Raw genomic sequence first — 22,928 nt, 5'->3', positions numbered from 1 at the left:
GGGGTGGCCAACGCCGCCATGACAAAAACTGCCTATCAATGCTTGCGCTTACCGCCGCGTCGGTTGCGCGTGCCGGCGAGCGCCGGTTCCGGGGAAACAAAATGAATCACACAATTTGTAGTCCTGATCTATTCCACTATAGCGCGTCGATGCCTGCCGTTCCTCCCCCTCTCCTGCCCGAAGCATTGTTGATCGATTCGGCCGACCCCGAAGCCGGCTGCAGCGTCGACGATGACTTTCACGTCGAGATCGATGCGGCACATTTGCTACCCGTCGCGACGCCGGCTTGGACGGAGACCGAGCCCTTGGCGGCGGCGGCCGTCGCGCATACGATGCCTTTCACGGGCTATGTCGACGAAAACGCCCTGTTCAGAGAGCTAATCGACAAGCATTCCTCGCGTTTATACCGTTTCATCCTGAAGCATATCGGCAACGCCTCGGACGCCGAAGAGCTTGCGCAGCAAACGTTTGTCGAAGCGGTCCAAGCGTATCGCACCTTTCGGGGCGACTCGCAGCTGTCGACCTGGCTGTACGGTATCGCGATGAATCTCGTCCGTAACTACCTGTCACGGGCGCCGCATCGCCGACACCACATGACCGACGACTCGATCCTGGACGATATGCCGGAAAGCGATATCGCGGGACGCACCGTCCATGACCCCGAGCAACGTTTTGCGCAAACGCAGTTGTTCGCGCAAATGGATGTGGCACTCGCCGAGTTACCGGAACATATGCGCGAACTGTTGATACTGGTGGGGGTGGAGGCGCTGTCGTACGAGGAAGCGGCCGTGATGCTGACCATTCCTATCGGCACGGTGCGAAGTCGCTTGTCCCGCGCCCGCAAGGCGCTGTCCGAAAAATTAGCGGCACGCGGCATCGTTCCCTGATGCTTCGGCTAGGTGCGCGATACCCATCGAGCACGCTATACGTCACACGCCTTACGCCGCCGGCCTCACCGCCGCGCGGCGCCGCTTCGAGCCGGTCTCTTCTGTTCGCGAGATCGGCTTTTTTTCGTCCACTACTGCGCGGATGATGCGGACGGCACGGCGATGCCGATCGGCGAAGGCGCGGTCGGCACTTCCCCATCGGGTGACGGCGACGTCGATCCATAAGGGCGGTACGCGGGGCCGTCAGGAATGCTGATCATCGTCGGGCGGATGATGAACAGGCGCTCGGTATTCGTCGCGTTCGTCTGACGACTGCGGAACAGCACGCCCAGCAAGGGGATCTTGCTCAACCAAGGCGTGCGTTGCAGATCCAATCGTTCATTGCTGCTGTTGTATCCGGCAATCACGAGCGCCTCGTTGATCGACAGCCGGGTCTGCGTGCCGATCGTCGTCTTGCGGATACGCGGCAAGCCATTTCGACCGATCTCGAGAATGGTTCCGTCCTCGATGTCCACCGTCAATTCTATTTCGCCGAAGGGTAGATGCGCGACGTAGCGCGGCGTGACGTTCAAGGTCGTCCCGACGGTGACCGGCGTGACCGTCGCCACATCGCGCCCCGTGGTCTGGATATAGACGGTGTCGGAGAGGTCCATCACCGCGCCCAGGTTATCGAGCGTCAGGATCGACGGACTCGCCAGCACTTTCGCATCGCCATCGGCTTCCAGCAGGTTCAGCCGCGACGCGAACGCGCTCCCTGCATTGCCCACCAGCGACAGGACACCACTGGTGCCGGCAACGGCGTTCAACAAGCCGGCTCCAGTGACCGCGCTGGTGGCCGTCGTGCTGCCGAAGCCGATACCGACATTCCCGGTACGCGCGCTCCAGTTGATTCCCAGCTCCTGGATGCGGCTCTTGCTGACATCGATGATTTCCGCCTCGATCTGCACGATCGCCGTGGGCACATCCAATTCGTCGATCAGTTTCTGGTAGATCGGCATCCGGTCCGGCACATCCTGCACGATGATCGCATTCAGGCGTGCATCGGCCCGGATCGACGGTTGAATCGTACGCGGCAAATTGGCCTGCAGCGCCGCCTCGCCGCTCGTACCGTTCGCACCACTCGCGCCGTTGCCGGCCGATGCGCCCCCGCGCGAGCCGCCCGTCGCCAGCGCCTGCCCGAGTCCCGCCGCCGACGCGACGTTGGCCGCCGACGACAGGCCCATCGGCGGTAGCGGCGGCATCCCCCCTTGCAAGCCGGTCAATGCCTGGCTGCCACCGCCCTGGTAGACCGGTGCATAAGACGAGGCCGCCCCGCCTTCTTGAAACGTCGGCGGGTTACCCCGCAACGGCGCGCTCAGCGCCGACATCACCTCGTTGTTGCCTCGCCCCCCGATACCGCTGCCATCGCCCTGGATCAACGCCCGCAATGTCGTGGCGAGACCCGGCGTGACGATGCTCCGATCGCGATATTGAATCGTCCGATCGAGCACCGACGCGTGCTTGAGGCGGAATACGCGCACTTCCTGCGCACCGGCAGCGCTCGGCAGTTGCGCGACCAGATGCTCCACCAGTTCCACGTAGCGACGCGGGCCGGACACCAGCGCCACGCCCCGCTCCGCCATTTCGCCCCAGCCGAAACGGGGATCCAGGACCCCCAGCGTGTACAGCGCGTCGCGCAGCCCGCCGATGCTGCCGCCGCGTGCGTCGACCACGCGCGTGACTACATCCGAGGCGCCGCTGATGTAGAGCACACCGGCATAACCGAACCAGGAAAAACCGTAGACGCTGCCCAACTGATCCAGAAACGCGGTGGGATTCGCGCTGTTGAAGCGCCCGTTGACCCGCGCCCCCAGACGGGAATCGGCGCGCGACGACACCGCACCATCGATGTCCAGCCGCAGGCTGAAGTTTCGCGCGAAGTCCTGCAGGACCTTTGTCACCGCCACGTTGTTCGCGTAATACGTGAAGGGGGCATCGTCCCACCGGGGCGCCGCGTGCGGACTGCCGTGCGCGGTAAGGAGCATGCCGGCCACCGCCAGGGCGAGCAAACCATTCCATAGACGAGAGACGGACGCCAAGGCGTGAACGCCGACGGCCGGTGACAGGACAGACAGCTTCATAAGGCGCATGACGAACTTAAGAAAAAGAAAGGACCGACGCGGGGCCGGTGATGGCGTAGCGGCCGCGCATTGCAACCGTGCATACGCCTAGACATTGGGCAAGAGAAAGGGAAACGCGCCGTGTGCCACCCGTTCGGCCGCGACGCTTTCCGGACGGGCGAGGATGTCACGCCATCGGGCGAACATATCGACGAAGCGACCCAGCGCGTGCGCCAACGCGTCGACTTCGGCGTCGGTGATGGCCGGTCGCCCCGGCGTCGCGCCGGATCGGCTCTCGGAAAGCGTCGTCAATGCAAGACCACCCGTTGCCGCATTCGCCGCCAGCGCCTCGACGTGCCATTCCAGCCAGGCAGCGCGCGCCGCGGTATCGACGGCACAAGACAGCGGCGAACGGCTCGCGGACCACAGCGCGATCCGGCCGAGCCGCAGCACCGCGGCATCCCGTTGCGGCCCCGGGAACGGCAAGATCATCAAGCGGCCGCGTATCAAGACGCCCCCTTGGCGCGACGGCGAGAGTTCGATGCGATAGCGTCGGTCGAAGACTAGCACCGTCGCCGTCCGATCGCGTAGCGGCACGTCGGGCAAGCCGCGACGTCGTCGATATTCCGCGATCAGCCCGATCGCGGCGTCGCTTTTTTCCGTCATGGCAACGCTCCGTCTGCGTCCTGTGCCAGCATCTCGCGCACGAAACGCAATACCTCGGCCACCGGCTCGAGGAAGGCCTCGGGGATATACTCGTCGACCTCGGCGCCGGCCAGCATGCCGCGCGCAAGGGGAATGTTCTGCACGATCGGTACGCCAGCGTCGCGCGCCTCACGAATCATCGCTTCGGCCACTGCCCCTTCCCCCTTCGCCAAGACGAGCGGCAGCGGCGAATCCGGATCGTCCTGCTCGTAGTACAGCGCAATGGCGACGTGCGTCGGATTGGTCACGATGACCGTGGCATTGCGTGCGCGCTTGACCGCACCCTGCGTGGCCATCTCGCGCTGCAGACGGCGGCGCATGCTCTTGACGTGGGGGTCGCCTTCCATTTCCTTGTATTCCCGTTTGACGTCGGCCTTCGTCATCATCAACTGCTTGCGATGCTGGAAACGCTGCCAGGCGAGGTCTGCCAGACCAATGACCAGATAGGCCAGCGCGACATTGATCAACAGCGTCAACATCAGCGCGCCGATCGCGCTGAACACCCCCTCCAGGCCGGCGCGTGGCAAGGTGAACAATTGCGGCAACGCGCCCATCAATACCTTCCAGACCAGCACCGTCAGAAAGACGATCTTCAACGTGGACTTCAAAAACTCGACGAAATTTTTCTTCGAGAAAATCTGCTTCAGATTGGCGATCGCATTCAGCTTTTTTCCACTCGGCTTCAACTTCTCGAAGGCCAGCAACAAACCGGTCTGAATCGTCTCCGCAAAGATGCCAACGACCAATACGATCACCAGGAACGGCCCCACGATCAGTGCCACTTCGCGTGCCGCCATTCGGACAAAGGCCGACACCGCCGAGTCGAATGGCATATTCATCAACGAAGGGGGCGTCAGGATCAGACCGGTCAACGATTCGTACATCGCATGACCGCGACCGATCAGATAACCGAACAAGGAAAGGATCAGCAACGTCTGCGTGAAGTCCTTGCTCTTGGGAACATCGCCCTTTTTTCGCGCATCTCTGAGCTTTTTCTGTGTGGGTTGCTCGGTTTGTTCGCCGCTCATGATGGCCGCCTCACCACTCTTTGTTGAGGAACGGCAGCAGGCCGCCCAGTTCCGTCAGCACCCCTTCGAGCTGAAAGATCAAGGTGCCGACGTACAGCACGAGAACGAAAAAGGCGATGGCGCTCTTGATTGGCATCGCGATGAAGAACACCTGCAGTTGCGGCACGAAACGACTGATCAGGGCGATTCCCACCTCGGCGAGAAACATGACGATCATCACCGGGCAGGCCAGCAGGATGGCCGTTCGTACCAGCGTGCTGAGCATCCCCAACATCGCCGGCACGCTGTCGCCGCGCAGCGACGGATACCACGACGCCGCCGGCCAGAGATGGAAGCTGTCGTAAAGGCAGGTCAGCATCAGTTCCGGGCCGTTGGCGATGACGAAGAAAACGACGAAGGCCTGCAGGAAAAGCTGCCCTAATGGCGAGGAATCGTTGCCGGTCAAGGGATCGAGCGTGGCGCCCAGACCGGCACCGCGTTGGTTGTCGATGAAAAAACCGACCGCTTCGAGGATCCAGAACGGTACCGCGAACGCATAGCCGAGTACCAGGCCGATGAACGCTTCCTTGAAGGCCCAGGCAATGAAGCCCGCGACGTCGCCGGTGGTTACGTTCACCGCACCCGACAACAAAAAGGCGACGCCATCGAGTCCCGGCAGCGCCGTTTGCGAGCCGTCCGGGGAGCCCGACAACAACACCGGCATGACGAGAAAGCCGAAGGTGGCCGAGATCGCCATCCGCATCGTCATCGGGATCGCTTGCTTGCCAAATAGCGGAATGATCGCGAACATCGCCAACATCCGTGGCTGCGTGGCGAGCCAGGCCCACAGCATGCGCAGGATGCTCTCGAATGCCGCGCTGCCCGAGCCCACGATCAACGTCGACATGGTCCCCGCCCCTTGATCGCGCCGCCGCGCCCCGCCTTGCCCACCGCGCCGCACGCATCACGGCCGATCACCGGACGATGTCGCCGAACCGCTCGAACAACAATACGGTGAAGTTGTAGAGTTCCGTACCGATCCAGCCACCCATCAGCATCAACGTCGCGATGACGGCAATCAACTTCACCGCGAAGGAGAGCGTCTGCTCCTGGATCTGCGTCAACGCCTGAAACAAGGAGAACAAGGTGCCGACGATGGCGGCCACCGCAATCGGCGGCAATGACAACCACAGCGTCAGCATCATCGCCTGCTTCAGATACCCCACCAGATCCACGGTTTGCATCGTATGCTCCAGCGTCTACAGGTAGGACAGGACAAGGCCCTGAATCAAACGGGTCCATCCGTTCACCATGACGAACAGAAAGAGCTTCAACGGCAGTGAGATGGTGACCGGCGACACCATCATCATGCCCATCGCCAACAGGATGTTGGAGACAATCAGATCGATCAGCACGAACGGCAGGTAGAGCAGGAAACCCATCTTGAACGCCGCGTCCATTTCCGAAAGCACGAAGGCCGGGATCAGGATCAGCAGGTCGTCCTCCTTGACATCGGCCGCCAGCGTGTTGGTCCACATCCGGCGTGCGGTATCGACGAAGAAGGCGCGATGCTCGGGCCGGCTGTTGTGCATCAGAAACCCTTTGAAGGGATCGACGCCCGCCGCCACCGCCCGCAATAGCGTGTCCAATGTGATGCTAGGCGCTTGCGCGGCAGTCTGCCGCGAGGTGCCGCCCCCGATGCCGGCCGTGCCAGCCGTGCCCGGCATGCCGGCGGTTCCGGGACGGGGCGCCGTGGCGCCGAAACGCGACTGCGGCGAACGCGCATTGCCACCATAGCCATTCACCACGCTCGGCGGTGCCGACATCGACGGCGCGCTGCCACCGATGTCGGCACTCGCCGCCGTGGCGCCGGACGTCATGCCACTCCGGTCGCCGTCCGCCGTGCCGCCGTTGCGCATGACGACGCCGGTACCGGCAGGCAAGGTCGCCATCACCGCGTCGTACACCCGGCCGCCGACAGGGGCCATCACATAGGCCGACAGGATCAGCGCCATCCCGTAGATGGCGATATTCGGCGGGGCCTGCTGCACGCCCAACGCGTTGCGCACCAACAGCATCACGACCGAGATTTTCAGGAAAGACGTGGATACCACCGCCAGGGTCGGGATCAAGGTCAGCGACGCGAGAATCAGAGCCAGTGCAATGGGATCGAGATTGCTCACTGCCGCGCCTCTGTTACGGCGCGGTCGATGGCGTCGCTCGCATCGTTGTCATCGATGTCACGGCCATCGCCCGCGCCGGCCACGAACAAGCGCAGCACCGACACGCCCAATTGACCATCGATATCGACCAGTTCGCCAACGCCCAGCGGCGCGCCATTGACACGAATCCGCACCAGGACCGCCGGGAGGTCGTCAGGCTCGGTGGCGTCTTCGGTGGTTTGGCCATCGTACGGCGCCTCGTCCTGTGCTTCGTCATACGCCACATCCGCGGCAGCGTCTTCGGCGCCGCGTTCGCCGAGGGTGTCGGCACCTGGAGCGAGATAAGCCGCCCCCGCCGACGGCCCGGCGTCGACTGGCGACGGTTCGGGCGCGCGATGGGGCGCACGGAACGACAGCGGAACGGGGAAGGTCAGGATGCTGCCTTCGCGCCACCGCTGCAGTTCCGCGAGGGACACCGTCTTCGCCCCCAGCTCGAACGTCACCCGCACCGGCACACGATCGGTCCACGCATCGCCGATGTCTGCCCCATCATCGCGCGCGGAACGTCCACCCTGACCAGCGGACGCCTCCCCGTGACGCGAGCGATTCGCACTGCCATTGAAGTCGTCCATTGCCTCGTCTGCCACACCGAACTCCTGATTGATCAAGCGCACGCGCCAAGCGGCCGCGCCCTTATCGCGCGATGGCGCAACGACCATGCGCCAGCACGACACGTCGTCGATTGCGACGAAGCCAGACAAGGCGATGTCTTCGCGGTCACCGCCGCGGATCGCGTGCATGCCTTCCGATACGTGGCTGGCCGCCTGCGTGCCGTGCGCCGAGGACAGACTCGGCACGCCCAGCAAGACGATGTCGCCGGCCGATAACGCGCGCACGTCGACGATCGGCAACGACACCGGCGGCAGCACGAGACGCGTCCGCATCGACAGAAAGCGGTGTCGGGACGCGCGCATAGCGTCATCGGCCACCGCGTCCGCGCCGTCGGTCTCGTCCGCACCCGGTATTGCGATCGACGCCGGGTCGCGTGCGGCGGCAGGCGGTCGCTCGCGTCGGTTCTCCAGCAGCGCCGCCAGAAGATTCACACCGAATGCATCCGTTTCGAGCGCCGCCAGAATCGTCGTCCTGGCATCGTTCAAGGGCTGAAGCAGCACGACGAACGAGAACACCGACGATCCCGCGTCCCGATGGCCTGTCGCGATCGTCTGGTCGTGCACCACGTGCGGCGCGCCCAAACCGGTCAGGGCCAGACGCGCCATCAGATCGTCCAGGGCAGCACTGCGAAGCGATCGTGCCGATGCGTCGTCCAGCGGCGTACCGCCGTCGATGTTCAAGCGCGCGGCCAGCCAGGACAGCGCCGCCGCATTGCGATAGAGCAGTCGCATCCGTGCACCGGACCAGTCGATCAGTGCTTCACGATCGAATTGCTCGCGCAGCGTTTGCGAGACGCCGGCGGACAAGCTCAGGCGCCAACCGGCTGGCGTCTCGCCCCGACCCGTCGCGTGCCCGGCGCGCGGGGCGCGGGTATCCTTATCGTGTGCGATCACGCCGATCGGGCCGGTGTGGGCGCCGTTCATGGCGATCAGACAATCGATGCCGCGTTGACTGATCGTCGTCAGTGATTGCGCCACGTCCGCGGAGAGCCGGCGCAATGCGACACGCGCCGGTCGCGCGCGACCGCGAGCGAGTGGCGGTGGCGGTGGCGGTGGCGGTGGCGACAGCATCGGCGCATCGACGGATGCCGGCGCCGAGGGCAATGTCCCCGCCTCCGCCAGCGCGGGCGTCTCTTGCCCGAACGATGGCAACGATGCAGCCATCAGACCGGCTCCCCGCTCGGCGCGGGCGCATAGGCTTCGGCCACCACGCTGTGTGCCTCGGTGCCGGCGTGTGCCGTCATGCCGCGCGCCATGTCTGCCGGTGCGCGGTTATCCGCTCCCGGCGCGGTCTCGATCCGCACCCGCGCAGCACGCGCGAACCGCGCGGCAAGATGGCTCGCGAGCTTCTCGACGCCTGGCCGCAGCCGCATGGCGTCGTCGGCATAACGGCACGACACCGTCGTTTGCAAGCAGCCGTCCTGTTCCTCGACACGCACCGTCACGCCCTGTTTGCCCGCCACCGACACGTCCATCTCCACGCCACCGCGTCCGTCGATGTCGACGCGCAGCGCATCGATCGCATCCAACATGCCGCGCAACGCCGCTTTTTCCGCATCGCCCTGCGTGCCGTTTCTTGCCGCGTCCGCATGCGGTGCTTGCCGTGCATCGACAAAAGCGCCTGCCGCCGCGGGTCCGCCATGCGACTTCGGCCCCGACGACGTCAGCGCCGCCAGCAGGGCCGCCTGCGTGTGTCGCGCCATGCCATCGCGATCGCCGTGCCCTTCCTCGCCCCCTCCGTTATCGCCACCGGACGCGTTATCGCCATCGGCGGACCTGCGCGTGTTGGCAGGCAATGCCGCATCGCGCGATGCCGACGCGGTCCCCGATGCGTTGTTTGTCCCCTCCGCCTCCTCTGCGTCCTCCGCACCGTCCTCGCCCGCTGCGCTCGGGCCCGCATCGTCCTGCGTACCGCGCCCTTCCTCGATATCGCACCGTGCATCGCCATCGGCCGCCATGCGCGCCGCCACGCGATCCTGATCCTCGACGTCGCCCTCACCGTCGTCAGCGATGGCCTGGAAAGCGTCGGCCGGGTCGGTGTGATCATGGCGGTCCGCGCGATCGCCACGGTACGCTTGCCTCGATTGATCGGCCCGCCCGGCGCCGGGGGGCTTGTCCGCTTTATCGCGGCGGCCTTCCTCCCTGACTTGCTGCCGCGCGGACAGCAAGCCGCCGGACAGCGGGCTGGGTCGCGCCGGTGGTGGCGTCGATGGTGGCGTCGATGGGGAGGTCGGCTTCGACGTGTCGCGACGCGCCAAAGCGGCCTCGAACGATCGCGCCTGACCCGTGGTATCGCGTGCCGTATCTCGTGTATTGCCATGCGACGCGCGCTGGTCGCGATCCCCGCCCGTGATGCGCGTCATTGTCATTGCATGCATTCCTTTGGCAGCCTACCGAATGGAAAACGGGCTCGTTCCATGACGCTCAGTCACCGGCCAGGTGGTCCGCGTTCCATTCCGCCTGCGCTTCCCGATCCGCGCGATCGGCGCCATCGCGTCCCTGCGCGGCGGCCTCTTCCATTTCCAGGTCTTCGAGCCGTTGCGCTTCCCGGGCGGCAATGCCGGTGTAGCGATGCGCCAGATCGACGAACTTCTCCTTTGCCCGTTCGGCCCGGCGTGTCGTATCGCGAACGTCGTCGAGTTTCTTCTGCGCCTGCGTCAGTGCGCTGGCCGCCTGTCGCGCCAGTCCGCCCAATCGATCCGACTCCTGCCGCATCGACTGCACTTCCCAGCGCGTATCCTCGATCTCCCGCACCCGCCGCAGACCGCCGATCATGGCGCCGAACAGCGCGATTTCGCGCGTGTGCGCTTCCTTGCACTGATGCTCCCAAGTCCGCTTCGCCTCGTCGCGGGCCTGCAGCGACTTCGCAAACACCACGCGCTCGCGCATCAACGCCAGTTGCGCCCGCGATTCACGCAGGTTCTTGATCCGCAGCAGATCATCGATCATTCGCATGGTTCAACGGGCCAGGGCGATCAAGCGCTTCACGGTATCGTCGAAGCTGCTGTGCTCATGGACGTCCTGACGCAGGAAGGCGACGATCGCATCGCGTTTGGCGATGGCCTCGTCGGTGACCGGATCGCCGCCGCGTTGGTACTCGCCGATCTTCAGCAATAGCGCCACCTCGTCGTACTTTGCCAATAGCTCGCGCACGCGTGCAGCCGCGGCGCGATGTTCGCGCGAGGTGACCGAATTCATCACGCGACTGGTGGAGGCGAGCACATCGATCGCCGGGTAGTGATTCATCGTCGCCAGCGAGCGCGACAGCACGATATGCCCGTCGAGGATCGAGCGCGTTTCGTCGGCGATCGGCTCCGTCATGTCATCGCCTTCGACGAGCACCGTGTACAACGCCGTGATCGAGCCCTTGTCGTTGGTGCCCGCGCGCTCCATCAACTTGGGCAGCGTGGCAAACACCGATGGCGGATAGCCGCGCCGCGTCGGCGGCTCCCCGGCGGCCAGGCCGATTTCACGCTGCGCGCGCGCGAAGCGCGTCACCGAGTCCATTAGAAACAGCACGCGTTTGCCCTGGTCACGAAAATACTCGGCAATCGCCGTCGCGACGTAGGCGGCCTTGGCGCGCTCCATCGACGAACGATCGCTGGTGGCGCAGACGATCACGGCGCGACGACGGCCCTCGGGACCGAGTTCGCGCTCGATGAACTCGCGCACTTCACGGCCCCGCTCGCCAATTAGCGCGACTACCGTCACATCGACATCCGCGTGTTTGACGAGCATGCCGAGCAACGTCGACTTGCCGCCACCGGCCGCCGCGAACACGCCCAAGCGCTGCCCTTCGCCACACGTCATCAGCGCATCAAGCGCGCGGATGCCAAGCGACAACGGCCGATCGATGATGCGACGCGTCAACGGATCCGGCGCTTCCGCGAAGACCGGGTAGTACATGCCGGTGCGCAGCGGGCTCGGCGCGCCGTTCTTATCGGTTTCGCCAAGGTGATCGAGCGGCCGCCCGAGCCCATCCAGCACGCGGCCGAGCAACTCGTCGCCCACCGGTACCCGATGCGCCTGCCCCGTGGGCAGGACTTCGGTCCCTGCCGACAGGCCGTACATATCGCCGAGCGGCGTCAGCAAGGCGGCATCGCGGACGAAACCCACCACCTCGGCGCGCATCTCGAAGCGGCCATCCGGATCGCGCAGAATGCACAACTCGCCCACCCGCACGCGAGGCACCACGGCGCGAATGATCGTGCCGGTTACCTGCGTCACGCGGCCTTTGACCTGCACCGTACGCGCATCCTGCAATGCGGCCTGCATCATATCGGTGATGTAATCGAAAGAGCGCACGGCGCGTCAATCCTCCAGCAGCGGTGAACGACGGCGACCACGGCGCGCGTCCTCGTCGCGGTCGTCGCGGCCACCGTGTTCGTCGTGGCCGCCCTGGCCGTCGCGCCCCGTGCGCCCTTCCGGCGTCTCCCGATCCGAGCGCTCGCCGAGCACGGCGCCGAGCGCATTGCGTATCGCTTTCAGTTGCCCGTCGAGACTGGTATCCACCATGCCGATATCGGTTTCCAGGATGCATGCGTGACGCCCGAGACGGCCGTCGGCCACCACATCGACGAAGCCGATCGACGGAAACCCTTGCAAAATCGTGTCGAGTCGCCCGCGCACCGACGCCACCTGATCCGGATTGACGCGCAACAGCACCTGCTTCTGATTACGCACGGCAGCCAGTGCCGAGCGCACCACCATAGCCACCTTGGCGTGATCGTCGAAGTCGTCGATGATGCGCGTCACGGCGGACATCACCAAATCGACGGCATCGCGTTCGACGCGCGCGAAATAATCGATCGCCCTTCCGACGTTCTCGATCATCCGCTCCGCCTGCTCCAATTGCGCCGTCTCCCGGCCTTCCGCATAGCCGCGCGCGCACGCATCGTCATGGGCACGCTGCGCGTCGTCGACGATGGCCTTCGCGCGGCGCGTCGCCTCCGCCACCACGCGGTCGGCTGAGACATAGGTCGCCACGGCGGCAGCCTTTATCACGCGCGTCCCCGGCGTCAAGTGGACGCTGGCCTGCTGCGGCGTCAAGGCAAGGTGTCGAATGTGGAAAGCCATGGTGCATCCAGGCAGGTGGTCAATGCCGCGAGAAACGCGAGGAGGTCGGCGTCGGAGAGACGGTTCAATGCGGGCGCTGCCGGCAGCAACGCCGGCAGCAGCGAAGGCGCCGCTTGCGCATGGCCGATCGCCAATGGCGGCGCGCTCGGGAAGGGGTCGATCATCGCCGCAGCATTCGCATCGACGGGCAGCTTCAAGGCCAGACGCCGACCAATCGCATCCGGTGTCCGTGCTGCAAAGCGGGCCAATACCTGCCATCCGATTGCTTCCACCGTCTGGCGGATCGGGGACCGGCCGAAACCGTCGCCCATGCCGCCATGCGCATCCTGTGCGCCGTCGATGGCAAGCATCTGCGGCGTCATGCCTGCAATCGGATGAAAGCGATGGGCCTGCCGGACGGCAAAGGTGTAGAGCGGCTCGCCGAGCGCCTCGCGCCAGCGCGCCAGCTCGTCGCGCCGGATCGACGCGCGTATCCACGGTGCTTGCAGCGTCGCGCCGCAAAGGCAGGCGAGCCCCGTCAGTTCCGTCGCATCGAGCAAGACCACGCGGGCCAGCGCCGGGTCGAGTGGCGGTAGCGGCAAATCGTCCAGACCGTGCGCAGCCGTCAAGGCCTCGGACTTGGCTCGATGCCAAAACACTGCCGCCGCGGGACCGAACGCCTGCAAGCGTGTCAGCATCTCGCGATCGGCCGGGTCTTGCCAACTGACGTGGAGGTTCTGCGAGGGCCAGCGCGTAAAGGTATCCAAGCGCTCGGCGAGCGGCGCCGGCAGCGTCCATCGCTCTTTCGGATCAACGCGTATTGGCACGTTCGTCACCGCTTCCTTCCGCGCCCGACGCGCGCGCGCCGACCGGCACCGTTGCGACCGACATCAGGCCGGCGCCCTTCATTCCCGCAGGACCGCCGCCAGCCGACGCGGCGCCGGAACCCGCACCCGATTTGCGCAAGGCGTCACGCATGCGCCAGGTCCACCAACCGAGTCCGGCCAGTGCCGCCGCGAGCGCCAGCGCCACCACCGATGCCACGCCGAGCACCGCCCGCATGCCCGCCACCGAGTCCGGCGCCACCTGCCAGCCGGCCACGCGTACCCACGGCACCGCGGCGGCACGCACGGTTGCCTGTGCCGGCACCAGAAAAACGGTGACGCGCGTGACGCTCAACCCGGGGATACCATTGGCCACCATCGTGCGAATCTGCGGCATCAAGGCATCCAGACTCAGTCCGGCCTTGTGCTTGATAAAGACCGACGCACTCGCCTGCGTGCCGACTTCATTGATGCCGCCGCGCTCGGGCAACACCACGTGGACCCGCGCCGTGACGACACCGTCGATCTGCGACAACGTCTGTCCCAACTCCTGCGACAAGGCGAAGACATAGCGCGCACGCTCTTCCAACGCCGACGACACCAGGCCCTCCTTGCGAAAGACCGCGCCGATGCCGGTAAAGCGTTCCCGGGGCAGACCGTGCGTGCGCATCACCTCCAGCGCGGAGGCAACCTGATTGGACGGCACCGACAAAGAGGCGCGATCCTTAACGGTCGTCTTGCTCACTTCGACGCCGTCGGAGAGCAGCGTCGCCATGATGTCGTTGGCTTCGTCGTCGGTCACCGACGACACCAGTTCGACGCGCGAGCCGCAGGCTGCCAGCAACAGGCACACCAGCATCGCCCCCACCCGCGCGGCACGTTTCATTGTGTCTTCACCAACTGATCGATGATTTGCGGCGGCTTGGTGATGATTTTCGTGGTCAGATCGATCTGGAACATCGCACCGAGCGTCGTCATCTGAATGCGCGTCAAGTCGGCCAGCGACATATCGCCATTCACGCCCACACCCTGCTGCACGGTCTGCGCCACCTGATGCCACGACGTCGATACGCCGCGCAGCGTGTCGCGCACATTGCTCGCCAGTGCCGAGACAGCAGTGGACGGCGCCGTACCGGATGCGGCCGCATCCGACGCGGCGACGCCCCCCGTGCCGTCTGCCGTCACCGTACCGACGCCATCGGACGATTGGCCTTGCAAGGCGGCATTGAAGCGCGCAATCGATGTGACGCTCGGCGCACCGCGTACGACTCCCGCCGCGCCTGCTCCCGCAGCCGCCCCCACCGCGTTTTGTGCCAGTGCCTCCAACATCACCTGCTCCTTGCGCTTTGTTCTTTGTGATTCGACAAGTTGTCCGCCAGCCGGCGCAAGGCCGGATCCAGCAGGCTGCCATCGGCATCCTGCTCCGGCACGCTGCCCCATGGGATCGCCGACACGATCTGCTCACTCTCCTGAGCGCGTCCCGCGGCCTGCAGCATCACCGCGTGGTGCACATCGAGCGCGACGCGTTCGTGCGGGCCGAACCGGTCTGTCCTCGCCGGTGCGGGGTCGGCCGAGTTGCCAGTGCGCTGCCATAACGTCGACAGCGGGGGCGCGGCGGGCCGAAGCCGCTCGAACACCGCCACCGCGCGCCGCCCCTGGCCCGCACTCGCAGCGGCGAAGGCAAGGCCGATATACCCGGCGGCGTGGTCCGGCCGCATCGCGATCACGGCCGCGAGAATCGGCTCGGCATGGGCCAGATCGCCTTGCTCCGCCGCCATATAGCCCAAACGATTCAGCAGATTGATCTCACTGCCGTCGAGCAACGGGACGACGGCGCCGAACGGGGCATCCCCCGTGTCCGGCAAACCCTCACGATCCGTCATCACATATTCCGATTGATGGCGCTGGAAGCATCGGCGAGCGATTGATGGATCGAACGCAGCGTCTGCAAGGTCTCGTTCGCCCGATCGCGCATCGTGTTCGCCATGTCCGCCGCGGCATTCGCGCCGGCATCATGGCGACTGGCATCCAATTCATATTGCCGCTGCATGACGGATGCCTCGTCCGCTCTCGCCGTTACCACCGCACTCGCGGCCTTCCCGATCGCGCCGCCCACCTTCTGGATGGTTTCGTTACGTTCGCTCAAGGCCGTCACGCGTGCCTGTGCCGCCGTGGCCTGCGTTTTCAGATCGTAGACGTCTGTCTTGGTCGGCGCGGCTGCACCCGCCGGCGTCTCGACCTCGCCTTTGAACTGTTTATTCGCAGCCGAATACTTGTTGCTGGCACTCTCGGCTGCCCCCGCGGATTTTGCCGTGGCCGCCGCCTGCGCCAGCGACACGACCCCGAGCACCAGCTGCGTCGTACTTTCGATGATGGCCGCGGCGAAGCGCTGCCCCGCGGCCTCTCGCATCGACGCAATCGCGGCCGTCTGACTGGCGACATTCGCCTCTTGCGCCATCGAGCGCTGCTTCATCGCGGTGTCGCGCAGACCGCGCGACACCTCGGCCATCATCAGCATCAGTTGGCTGATATCGGTCACGGGCACCGCTGCGCCGCCCTCCTCGCCGCCGCCGGCAATCGACGTCATCACCTGCATGACCCGCGCCGACGACATGGCACCGGGCGCGGGCGCGCTAAGCGGCACTGGTGCACCCTGCGCGCGCGCCGCGGCCTGGTCTGGCGCGCGCAGGCCGACGAGCGACTCCTCCACCGAGGCGAGCGAAAACGAAGGCAAGGACAATGCCCCCGCCGGTGTTTGCTTCGCCGAATGCGCCGCTGCTGCGCCCTCGGCGCCCTCGCTCATCGGCAAATGGCCGATCTTCCCGGCATCTCCCCGAACTCCGTCGACCATATTCGCTACTCCTGAACGCCTGTACGAACGCCATCCAGCCAATGAGTAACCGAGGCGCTTCCCCGGTTCCCCGCCGGACACCGCGTCAAATCGATGCCGGAACCGCACCGAGCGACGCCACCGTCGCGCCGTTTATCACGGCGCCGCTGCCATCGATCCCGCGACGCAGCACATCGAGCAACGCTTGCGCGCGATACGCCACTTGTGTCGGCTTGCTGGAAGAGGCGGTCGCATCGGCGACGATCAGATCGAGCAGGCGCTCCGCTTCCTCACGCTCCTTCAAGGCAAGCAGGCATTCGGCGCTACGCAGGCTGGCTTCGACACTGTCTGCGTCGAGCACGCCGACCCAGGAAAACGTGGCCAACGCATCGCGATGTCGTTCGAGTTGCTGCAAGCACACGCCGAGCCCCATCAGATAAGTCGCGTCGATGGGCGCATAGTCGGTGAGGAAGAGGAACAGGCGCAAGGCGGTGTCCGCTTGTCGCCGCGTCAGATGCGACCACGCCAGCGCATAGATCGTATCCAATTCATCCCGCGTGTAGCGTGACGTCAGCGATAGAGAGGACAATCCTTCGCGTAACCGCGTCACGACCGCCTCGATCTGTTCCGCCGATTGCCGCATCGTCGGCGCCGCGGTCACGTCTGCGCCGCCGTCGATCGGAACGTCCGCACGCGTTGCGGACGACGACTGCGTGTCTACCATGGCTTTCTCCCTACACATGAATCGATCATGCGCGGCCTTATTCGAACGTCGGGACATCGGGACATGGGCGCGTGACCTCACGCACCCACGCGACCGCCCATATTGCGCGCAAGCAACTGATACGACTGCGAGGCGCGGCCCAACATCTGCGACGCGCCGCGATAGCTTTCCTCGACGTCCTCGAACATCTTGCGAATATCGTCGAGCAGATCGTCCATCTGCTGCTGCAGTTTCAGGGTCTTGACCGACGAGGCTTTCGCATCCGCACGTGCCTGATCGGCGTCCAATTGGTGTTTTGCAACGATGATGCCTTGCGTTCCGGCGATGACACTACTGCTGCCCTCGGCGACACCTTTCGTCACCGTCAAGCCATACTTCAGACCCGACATCTTGGCCAAGGTCCCGGCCAATTTCGTCGCGCTCTCCGCGCCTTTGAACATCGCGCCCGTGGCCAGCGCCGTCACCACCACGGTCGCCAGCGTCGCAACGACGGTCACGATGGCGATGACGTTGGGACTGGCGCCCGACACTGCCGCAATGCCGCCCACCAGCTCGCCCAATACCGAAGGATCGACCGCGCCGAGCAGAAAACCGATACCGTTTCCGACCACCTTTCCAAGCTGTTCCGCCTCTTTATCCGAACCACCACAGGCTTTCACCAATGCCGTGCCCATCTTCGTCAACAGCCCTGAAATCGAAATCGCCGGACCGCCTGCCAACTGACTGATTTCGCTAACGAGGCCGATGACCGCGCCAACCGTTCCGGCAACGGCAAAGGCCAACAGCGGCGCCGCTGCGCCGGCGGTGGCGGCCACCGCCAAGGCGGACAACACGACGGCGGCGACCGCGGCCACTATCTTGAAAAGCTTCTTGAAAAAACCGAGGATGCCGCCCGATTGGGCCTCCGCCTCGCGCGCGCTCTCGACGGACTTCTTGTAGTTGGCGTTCTGTTCAGCCTGACTGGCCTTCAGCTTCACGGCATTGTTCTTGATGTCGCCCATCGTCGTGTCGGCCTGGGCATTGGAAAAACTCGCCTGCATCAATTGCATCGCGATTGCCAGATCTTCGGTATTCCCGGTGAGCAGCGAGGGCGCCAATGCCGGCGCGCCGTTACCATCGTCGCCGCCTCCGCCGGCGCCATCGGGCAAGCCGGAAGCACGCAAAAAGTCGCGCACCGCACGCAAGGGATCGATCGCCTGATCGGCGCCGCCGCCCACGCCCAGCGCACCGGTAGCCGTAGCGGCCCCTTTGTTCGGGTCGACGGCGCCACGGCCCGTGCCCGGCGGCGCGGCAGCAATACCGCCTGGATCGTCGCCCATGGCCCCACTCAGCGGTGGCCGGATACCGTCCGGCGGCAGTGCCGTATCGCTCATGCCTTTGTCTCCCGCATCAGCCAATCGCGCATGGCCTGGGCACGTGCGCGCAACGCGATGTGCGCGGGCGCATCGGCAAGATCGATGACGAATCGCAATGTCTCTACTGCTTCTTCACGCATCTGCAACGCGATCAGACATTCCGCGATGCGATACTGCGGCGAGGGATCCGACATGGCCAGACTGGCAGCCACGCCATAGGAGGACAGCGCGTCCTCGAAACGTCCCAGCATCTGCGCACAACCGGCCATCCCCATCAGGTAACGGCTTTCCCATTGGTTGTGCAGGTTCAGAAACGTGAACAGGGTCAATGCTTCCTGATAGCGTTTCTGGTGATAGAGCTGGGTCGTGTAGTGATACGCCGCCTCCATCTGCGATTCGTCGACGCCGACGAAATCCCGCAACAGGCCACCTTGCGCAACCCACTCCAACCAGCGACTCGCGACCTCGGGGATGTCCGACGAGGCCGTGCTTTCTTCGCTTCCTTCGGTCTGGTCGCTCATAACGGTCAACGCATATTCGAGATGGGCGTCTGCCGCGCCTGCGCGAGCTTCGACATCATGTTCGACCATTGATCGACGATCTGGCCCAGCTTGCTCATGGCCTGCTGCATCATCAGCTGATCCGTCTGGCTCGTGCTGCCGATCGAATCCGCTTTCTGGCGCACGGACGACGCCGCGGTCGTCAATTGATTCAATGTCACGGTGGACATGCCTGTCCTGCCAAGCAAGGAGTCCAAGGGCACGCCTGCCTCCGTGCAGCCTTTCCTGATATCGTCGAGAATTCGGCCCTGTTCGGCGTTTAGTGCCCCCAATGCCTTGTCCGGACTGCTCGTTTTCATACTCGCGGCCAGACGCGAGAAATCAGAGGACAGCGCATTGAACTTCTTCATTTGCTCCGTCGATTGCTTCATGGCATTGAGCTTGTCCGTGATATTGCCTTCACTCGTCGCCAGACGTGCCGCCATCACCAGGTTCAAATCCGTTTCTAAATTCCCGGTCAATTCGATGGGACCGCTGCCAGACACTGGGGATGACATCGCGCGTCTCCTTTGATATTTCACATATCTCAAATAAAAGGCCCTGGGCGGCATACCGCGCTGGCTGCGCCCGAGACGTCTTTACCATCCGACGACGCGTACCGCGAGATGGCGCGCTGGCACCATCCCGCTATAGCCGGTTACGGCCGCCGATAGAAACCGACGCGGTCACACGCTCTCTCAATGCATCACCGATAAAGGTCAACGCATATTCGAAATGGGCGTCTGCCTTGCCTGTGCCAACTTCGACATCATGTTCGACCACTGATCGACGATCTGGCCCATCTTGCTCATCGATTGCTGCATCATCAGTTGATCCGTCTGGCTCGTGCTGCCAATCGAATCGGCCCTTTGACGCATCGACGCGGCCGCGGTCGTCAGTTGGTTATAGGTAACCTCGGAAAGCGCGTCGGTTCCCAGCAGCGCACTGAGTTCCACGCCGGCCGCGTGGCAATGCTTGCCGATCACCTCGAGGATTTTCTCTTGATCGGCGTCGGGCAGGCCCAAGGTCTTGTCCGGGTTGTTCGTTTTCATACTGGCAGCCAGCCGAGACATGTCGCCGGACAGAACGTTGAACTTCTTCATCTGCTCGGCCGAGTCTCGCATCGCGCCGAGCTTTCCCTGAATGCTCTGCTCACTTGTGGACAGACGCGCCGCCATCACCAGGTTCAAATCGGTTTCGAAATTCCCAGTCAACGCAATCGACCCGTCGACACATAGCGGAGATGACATCGCACCCCTCCTTCTCTGTTAAAAACACGTTCAAATAAAAGAACGCGGCCGCCGTAATGGACCCGCGCCCCCCAGGGAATCTTTCTTCTCGGCCGTGGCAAAGGCCTGCGCCGCCTGCTCGCGCGCGACCGCGTCGTGCATCTCCGCCTCGTCCTGCGCATTCATCTCATTGACCTTCGCCAACTCCTCCGGCGAAAGCTGCGACATGACCCACCGTTGATCCAGGCCCCTTTCCGCCAGCACGGCGTTGCTGCGAATCAATAAGGACTCGGCCTGCTCGATCGTTTCCTCGCGGCTCGCAATACAGGCAGCGATGCGCGCGTCCATCTCGATATCGCCAGGCGTCAGCGTCGGATTGTCCGAGGCGGGAGACTGCGCGGCAGTTGCATCGACATAAGGCTTACCCGTTTCTGAATGCGTGGACACAGACCCTCCTGCGAATGAAAACGTCGGAACATCGATCACCCCCCTACTCGGGCGCCATCGCCTTTATCGGCGCAGCGCCGCGCGAAGGCGTGCTCCTTCAGTACCGTGCCGTCGATTCTGGTTCCCTATCCGGAATGCCGGCGAGCCGGCGTCCGTCATTTCTTCCGGCAAGGACGGTCCATGGCAAAAAGTCGTGGATGCAGGTCAGCGAATCGGCCGGTGCGGGAACCCACGCCGCCGACCGGTTACTTTCCTTTTGCCATCAAACCATGCATCGATCGCACCAGGCGTGTATTGCGTTGCACCGCTTCGTTTCCTGGCGCATCGTTTCTTCGCTTTCATCCAGTCATCACCATGACCGCATTCTCGATCGGCAACGGGCCGCCACAGTCCAATCCCAATGCATTGGATCCTGCCGGCACGCGCGCCGATGCCGCTACCCGTCAAAGCAATCTGTACGATGCCGCGCCGCTCTTCGTCAGCGACGCGTTGATAGGCATCGAACACGGCGAACGGCTGGCCGAACAAGCAGACGCCTTGGCGGAACTGCTCAAGTCCGAGCTGCAAGGCAAGGAAGAAGCCGAGCGGGATCTGCGCGAGGCGGAAGCGCATGAGTGGATCGATCCGGAGGCGCTGGCGGAATTGCTCGCCGAAACGCTGCAAAAGGACGAAGAGATACAGCGTGCCCGTGAGGAGCTGGTCGCCGATCTTCAACAGGGCTCTCCGGAAACGATGCAGCAGATGTTGCGGGAACGGTGCGACAACAATCCGACGCAGTTGTTCCTCGCATTGCAACAGGCCGCCGGCGCGCTGCGTCGCGGGGCCGTGGCATCGGACGACGACAGCAGCGACGGCGACGGCGCGCAACCCCGGGCAGGCACTGCGCGCCGTCGCGGCGGTGCCGGCGGGGAAGACGCGGAAGCCATCCTGGAGCGCTTGCAAGACATGACGCAGGAGCTGGAGCTGTCACACGGCACGCGCATCCGCGCCGATCTGAATACGCGCGGTGTCTGGCACATGCCGGACACGACGCGGCAGTGGGACGCGGCCGAGATCGTATCGCTGCAGGCGTCGTACACGACGCTGGTCGAAGGCGACACGCGCATCGCGTCGGTCCTGCTCCGCGTACTGGACGGCGTCGACATGCTGCAAGCCAAGGACCCGGGCGACATCATCGATGCTTCCCCGGGCGCGGAAACGCGCGTCGGCACGACGGCGCAGGCAGTACTCGAACGGTTTATCCAGGCGGTCGGACGCGATATCGAGGCGCTGCGCCCTTCGGTAGACAGGGAACATCTGCACGCGTTGCTGACGGAAAAGTCGCACATCATCACCGCCGTCACGGTGCTGCAGCAATGCGACACGCTGGCCGCGACCTTGCACCCCCGCTCCCCGTCCAACGCGGATGCCGTCGCCTTGCAGACGATGCGCAAAGCTGTCGAGTTGACCGATCAGGCCTACTTCGCACCGGAGGCATTCGTGCAATTCGCGCGCACAATCGCGGCGGAAGCCGATCACCGGCCGGTTTCCACCGAGAGCATCGGCAACGCAGGACATACGTCCGGCGTCGTGGCGCAGTCCGACGCGGGCGTATCGCCCGTTATTGCGCGCGCCATCCCTTTTCTGACCGGCTTCGGCGTCGTGGTGCGGGATATGCCGGAGCAGGTATTCGTCGATGCACTACAACGGGGTCGCGCGCGCGACGCCGTGCAACATGCATTGGACGATCTGATCGACGAGGAGAACGCCGGTGTCTGATCCCCAAGGCAATCCCTATGGTACGTCCGGGTCGACGCCGATACCGAGCCCGGGCCCGGGCCTAAACGCAGCCGATGCGCTCGCGGCGCCATACCGCTATGCCGCGCACATGGCGCAGTCCCTGCCGTCATTGCGCGATAGGCATGACGTGCAGCAGACCTCGCAAGCGGTGCTGGCGGTGATGGAAGCACTGGCGGAGCGGGTTGGCTTTACCGTGGAGGCGGCACAGAGCCGGCAGCGCACGGAGTTGCGCCTCGACTCCGGGGCCCGGATCGGCATCGAGCCGCTGGGTGAAACCTTGCTCCTGCACGCGGTTTTTCCGGTGACGGCGCATTTACCGCGTCATCTGTTGGAAGCGCTGCAGCGCGTTGCCGCGACATCGGGAGAAATGCTGGCGGGACGGAACCGCGACGCGTCCAACGCCACCGATGCATCACGCAGGGCGCGTCCGAACTGGACGATCCATGTGGCCGCTCAGACGCAGCAGGACGCCCACGTACGGGAGGATGCATTGATTGTCATGGTCCGCTTGCACGGCGAGGCACTGCAACTGGACGAGGCCGAGGCCGCGCTTCGCTATCTGCACGGATGGCAGCCGCATGCGATAGACCGATAGACCCGTTTTGATTTTGATCG

Annotated in this window: 25 protein-coding genes and 1 pseudogene; 3 read left to right on the top strand and 23 right to left on the bottom strand. The window is 64.5% G+C overall.

The genetic code is table 11. The features are described 5' to 3' along the window. The first annotated feature begins 101 nt into the window (after window positions 1-101). Complete coding sequence (locus ABEG21_RS03990; protein ID WP_347555977.1) at window positions 102-887, top strand: sigma-70 family RNA polymerase sigma factor; 786 nt, start codon at window positions 102-104, stop codon at window positions 885-887. A gap of 131 nt (window positions 888-1,018) precedes the next feature. Here ABEG21_RS03990 and sctC read toward each other — a convergent pair whose 3' ends face one another. The 23 genes and pseudogenes from sctC to ABEG21_RS03875 all read right to left on the bottom strand — a co-directional run bounded on the left by sctC (window position 1,019) and on the right by ABEG21_RS03875 (window position 20,534). Then, entirely contained in the window at window positions 1,019-3,007 is a 1,989-nt protein-coding gene (gene sctC / locus ABEG21_RS03985; protein WP_347555976.1) for a type III secretion system outer membrane ring subunit SctC, read from the bottom strand. Window positions 3,008-3,094: 87 nt separating this feature from the next. Next, entirely contained in the window at window positions 3,095-3,652 is a 558-nt protein-coding gene (locus ABEG21_RS03980) for a hypothetical protein (RefSeq protein ID WP_347555975.1), read from the bottom strand. Next, window positions 3,649-4,719: a type III secretion system export apparatus subunit SctU gene (gene sctU / locus ABEG21_RS03975; RefSeq protein ID WP_347555974.1), complete on the bottom strand. Its 1,071-nt coding sequence runs from the start codon at window positions 4,717-4,719 to the stop codon at window positions 3,649-3,651. Before sctU ends, ABEG21_RS03980 begins: the two co-directional genes overlap by 4 nt. Before the next feature lie 10 nt (window positions 4,720-4,729). Further along, complete coding sequence (sctT, locus tag ABEG21_RS03970) at window positions 4,730-5,605, bottom strand: type III secretion system export apparatus subunit SctT (RefSeq protein ID WP_347555973.1); 876 nt, start codon at window positions 5,603-5,605, stop codon at window positions 4,730-4,732. Window positions 5,606-5,672: 67 nt separating this feature from the next. Beyond that, on the bottom strand, window positions 5,673-5,942 hold the full coding sequence (gene sctS, locus ABEG21_RS03965) for a type III secretion system export apparatus subunit SctS (RefSeq protein WP_347555972.1): 270 nt from the start codon (window positions 5,940-5,942) through the stop codon (window positions 5,673-5,675). A gap of 15 nt (window positions 5,943-5,957) precedes the next feature. Then, window positions 5,958-6,578 (bottom strand): EscR/YscR/HrcR family type III secretion system export apparatus protein, encoded by a 621-nt coding sequence (locus tag ABEG21_RS03960; protein ID WP_347556613.1) that lies wholly within the window; start codon window positions 6,576-6,578, stop codon window positions 5,958-5,960. 72 nt (window positions 6,579-6,650) lie between these two features. Further along, window positions 6,651-6,881, bottom strand: a pseudogene (locus ABEG21_RS03955) (EscR/YscR/HrcR family type III secretion system export apparatus protein); the annotation flags it as partial. Continuing rightward, window positions 6,878-8,695 carry a hypothetical protein gene (locus ABEG21_RS03950; protein WP_347555971.1) on the bottom strand — a complete coding sequence of 606 codons (1,818 nt, stop codon included), beginning with the start codon at window positions 8,693-8,695 and terminating at the stop codon, window positions 6,878-6,880. The gene ABEG21_RS03950 and the pseudogene ABEG21_RS03955, both read right to left, overlap by 4 nt. Then, window positions 8,695-9,900: a hypothetical protein gene (locus ABEG21_RS03945; RefSeq protein ID WP_347555970.1), complete on the bottom strand. Its 1,206-nt coding sequence runs from the start codon at window positions 9,898-9,900 to the stop codon at window positions 8,695-8,697. Before ABEG21_RS03945 ends, ABEG21_RS03950 begins: the two co-directional genes overlap by 1 nt. Window positions 9,901-9,955: 55 nt before the next feature. Continuing rightward, entirely contained in the window at window positions 9,956-10,480 is a 525-nt protein-coding gene (locus ABEG21_RS03940) for a YscO family type III secretion system apparatus protein (protein ID WP_347555969.1), read from the bottom strand. 9 nt (window positions 10,481-10,489) lie between these two features. Next, window positions 10,490-11,836: a type III secretion system ATPase SctN gene (sctN, locus tag ABEG21_RS03935; RefSeq protein ID WP_347555968.1), complete on the bottom strand. Its 1,347-nt coding sequence runs from the start codon at window positions 11,834-11,836 to the stop codon at window positions 10,490-10,492. A gap of 6 nt (window positions 11,837-11,842) precedes the next feature. After that, window positions 11,843-12,607: an HrpE/YscL family type III secretion apparatus protein gene (locus tag ABEG21_RS03930; protein ID WP_347555967.1), complete on the bottom strand. Its 765-nt coding sequence runs from the start codon at window positions 12,605-12,607 to the stop codon at window positions 11,843-11,845. Beyond that, window positions 12,577-13,413, bottom strand: coding sequence for a hypothetical protein (locus ABEG21_RS03925; RefSeq protein WP_347555966.1), 837 nt, complete (start codon window positions 13,411-13,413; stop codon window positions 12,577-12,579). The genes ABEG21_RS03930 and ABEG21_RS03925 overlap by 31 nt, the downstream gene beginning before the upstream one ends. Beyond that, entirely contained in the window at window positions 13,397-14,296 is a 900-nt protein-coding gene (gene sctJ, locus ABEG21_RS03920) for a type III secretion inner membrane ring lipoprotein SctJ (protein WP_347555965.1), read from the bottom strand. Before sctJ ends, ABEG21_RS03925 begins: the two co-directional genes overlap by 17 nt. Then, complete coding sequence (locus ABEG21_RS03915) at window positions 14,293-14,739, bottom strand: hypothetical protein (RefSeq protein WP_347555964.1); 447 nt, start codon at window positions 14,737-14,739, stop codon at window positions 14,293-14,295. The genes sctJ and ABEG21_RS03915 overlap by 4 nt, the downstream gene beginning before the upstream one ends. After that, a complete protein-coding gene (locus ABEG21_RS03910; protein ID WP_347555963.1) occupies window positions 14,739-15,293 on the bottom strand; it encodes a tetratricopeptide repeat protein in 555 nt (184 codons plus the stop codon). The genes ABEG21_RS03915 and ABEG21_RS03910 overlap by 1 nt, the downstream gene beginning before the upstream one ends. Next, on the bottom strand, window positions 15,293-16,261 hold the full coding sequence (locus tag ABEG21_RS03905) for a hypothetical protein (protein WP_347555962.1): 969 nt from the start codon (window positions 16,259-16,261) through the stop codon (window positions 15,293-15,295). The genes ABEG21_RS03910 and ABEG21_RS03905 overlap by 1 nt, the downstream gene beginning before the upstream one ends. Before the next feature lie 85 nt (window positions 16,262-16,346). Further along, window positions 16,347-16,964 carry a tetratricopeptide repeat protein gene (locus tag ABEG21_RS03900; protein WP_347555961.1) on the bottom strand — a complete coding sequence of 206 codons (618 nt, stop codon included), beginning with the start codon at window positions 16,962-16,964 and terminating at the stop codon, window positions 16,347-16,349. A 77-nt stretch (window positions 16,965-17,041) separates the two neighbouring features. Then, complete coding sequence (sctE, locus tag ABEG21_RS03895) at window positions 17,042-18,337, bottom strand: type III secretion system translocon subunit SctE (RefSeq protein WP_347555960.1); 1,296 nt, start codon at window positions 18,335-18,337, stop codon at window positions 17,042-17,044. Further along, window positions 18,334-18,909, bottom strand: coding sequence for a SycD/LcrH family type III secretion system chaperone (locus ABEG21_RS03890; protein WP_347555959.1), 576 nt, complete (start codon window positions 18,907-18,909; stop codon window positions 18,334-18,336). Before ABEG21_RS03890 ends, sctE begins: the two co-directional genes overlap by 4 nt. Next, window positions 18,846-19,376, bottom strand: coding sequence for a hypothetical protein (locus tag ABEG21_RS03885; protein ID WP_347555958.1), 531 nt, complete (start codon window positions 19,374-19,376; stop codon window positions 18,846-18,848). Before ABEG21_RS03885 ends, ABEG21_RS03890 begins: the two co-directional genes overlap by 64 nt. 201 nt (window positions 19,377-19,577) lie before the next feature. After that, the gene (locus ABEG21_RS03880; protein ID WP_347555957.1) at window positions 19,578-20,108 is read right to left on the bottom strand and encodes a hypothetical protein; all 531 of its coding nucleotides are present in this window, start codon (window positions 20,106-20,108) and stop codon (window positions 19,578-19,580) included. 30 nt (window positions 20,109-20,138) lie between these two features. Further along, entirely contained in the window at window positions 20,139-20,534 is a 396-nt protein-coding gene (locus tag ABEG21_RS03875) for a hypothetical protein (RefSeq protein ID WP_347555956.1), read from the bottom strand. A 354-nt stretch (window positions 20,535-20,888) separates the two neighbouring features. On the opposite strand from ABEG21_RS03875, the gene ABEG21_RS03870 reads away from it, so the two are divergent. Together ABEG21_RS03870 and ABEG21_RS03865 are read left to right on the top strand one after the other, a co-directional pair. Beyond that, window positions 20,889-22,292, top strand: a complete 1,404-nt coding sequence (locus ABEG21_RS03870; RefSeq protein ID WP_347555955.1) for a TyeA family type III secretion system gatekeeper subunit — start codon at window positions 20,889-20,891, stop codon at window positions 22,290-22,292. Next, entirely contained in the window at window positions 22,285-22,908 is a 624-nt protein-coding gene (locus tag ABEG21_RS03865) for a hypothetical protein (RefSeq protein WP_347555954.1), read from the top strand. Before ABEG21_RS03870 ends, ABEG21_RS03865 begins: the two co-directional genes overlap by 8 nt. Window positions 22,909-22,928 lie beyond the last annotated feature (20 nt).

The sequence above is a fragment of the Robbsia sp. KACC 23696 genome (genome assembly GCF_039852015.1).
In the GTDB taxonomy this organism is placed as follows: Bacteria; Pseudomonadota; Gammaproteobacteria; order Burkholderiales; family Burkholderiaceae; genus Robbsia.
The sequence above is the reverse complement of the archived record's forward strand: the minus strand, read 5'-3'. Positions and strand labels throughout refer to the sequence as shown.

Excerpts from the sequence above, each read along its gene's own strand:
- ABEG21_RS03990 (WP_347555977.1), top strand. The coding sequence starts at position 102 with ATGAATCACACAATTTGTAGTCCTGATCTATTCCACTATAGCGCGTCG.
- sctC (WP_347555976.1), bottom strand. The coding sequence starts at position 3,007 with ATGAAGCTGTCTGTCCTGTCACCGGCCGTCGGCGTTCACGCCTTGGCG.
- ABEG21_RS03980 (WP_347555975.1), bottom strand. The coding sequence starts at position 3,652 with ATGACGGAAAAAAGCGACGCCGCGATCGGGCTGATCGCGGAATATCGA.
- sctU (WP_347555974.1), bottom strand. The coding sequence starts at position 4,719 with ATGAGCGGCGAACAAACCGAGCAACCCACACAGAAAAAGCTCAGAGAT.
- sctT (WP_347555973.1), bottom strand. The coding sequence starts at position 5,605 with ATGTCGACGTTGATCGTGGGCTCGGGCAGCGCGGCATTCGAGAGCATC.
- sctS (WP_347555972.1), bottom strand. The coding sequence starts at position 5,942 with ATGCAAACCGTGGATCTGGTGGGGTATCTGAAGCAGGCGATGATGCTG.
- ABEG21_RS03960 (WP_347556613.1), bottom strand. The coding sequence starts at position 6,578 with ATGACGTCCGGCGCCACGGCGGCGAGTGCCGACATCGGTGGCAGCGCG.
- ABEG21_RS03950 (WP_347555971.1), bottom strand. The coding sequence starts at position 8,695 with ATGGCTGCATCGTTGCCATCGTTCGGGCAAGAGACGCCCGCGCTGGCG.
- ABEG21_RS03945 (WP_347555970.1), bottom strand. The coding sequence starts at position 9,900 with ATGACAATGACGCGCATCACGGGCGGGGATCGCGACCAGCGCGCGTCG.
- ABEG21_RS03940 (WP_347555969.1), bottom strand. The coding sequence starts at position 10,480 with ATGATCGATGATCTGCTGCGGATCAAGAACCTGCGTGAATCGCGGGCG.
- ABEG21_RS03930 (WP_347555967.1), bottom strand. The coding sequence starts at position 12,607 with ATGGCTTTCCACATTCGACACCTTGCCTTGACGCCGCAGCAGGCCAGC.
- sctJ (WP_347555965.1), bottom strand. The coding sequence starts at position 14,296 with ATGAAACGTGCCGCGCGGGTGGGGGCGATGCTGGTGTGCCTGTTGCTG.
- ABEG21_RS03915 (WP_347555964.1), bottom strand. The coding sequence starts at position 14,739 with ATGTTGGAGGCACTGGCACAAAACGCGGTGGGGGCGGCTGCGGGAGCA.
- ABEG21_RS03910 (WP_347555963.1), bottom strand. The coding sequence starts at position 15,293 with ATGACGGATCGTGAGGGTTTGCCGGACACGGGGGATGCCCCGTTCGGC.
- ABEG21_RS03905 (WP_347555962.1), bottom strand. The coding sequence starts at position 16,261 with ATGGTCGACGGAGTTCGGGGAGATGCCGGGAAGATCGGCCATTTGCCG.
- ABEG21_RS03900 (WP_347555961.1), bottom strand. The coding sequence starts at position 16,964 with ATGGTAGACACGCAGTCGTCGTCCGCAACGCGTGCGGACGTTCCGATC.
- sctE (WP_347555960.1), bottom strand. The coding sequence starts at position 18,337 with ATGAGCGATACGGCACTGCCGCCGGACGGTATCCGGCCACCGCTGAGT.
- ABEG21_RS03890 (WP_347555959.1), bottom strand. The coding sequence starts at position 18,909 with ATGGTCGAACATGATGTCGAAGCTCGCGCAGGCGCGGCAGACGCCCAT.
- ABEG21_RS03885 (WP_347555958.1), bottom strand. The coding sequence starts at position 19,376 with ATGTCATCCCCAGTGTCTGGCAGCGGTCCCATCGAATTGACCGGGAAT.
- ABEG21_RS03880 (WP_347555957.1), bottom strand. The coding sequence starts at position 20,108 with ATGTCATCTCCGCTATGTGTCGACGGGTCGATTGCGTTGACTGGGAAT.
- ABEG21_RS03870 (WP_347555955.1), top strand. The coding sequence starts at position 20,889 with ATGACCGCATTCTCGATCGGCAACGGGCCGCCACAGTCCAATCCCAAT.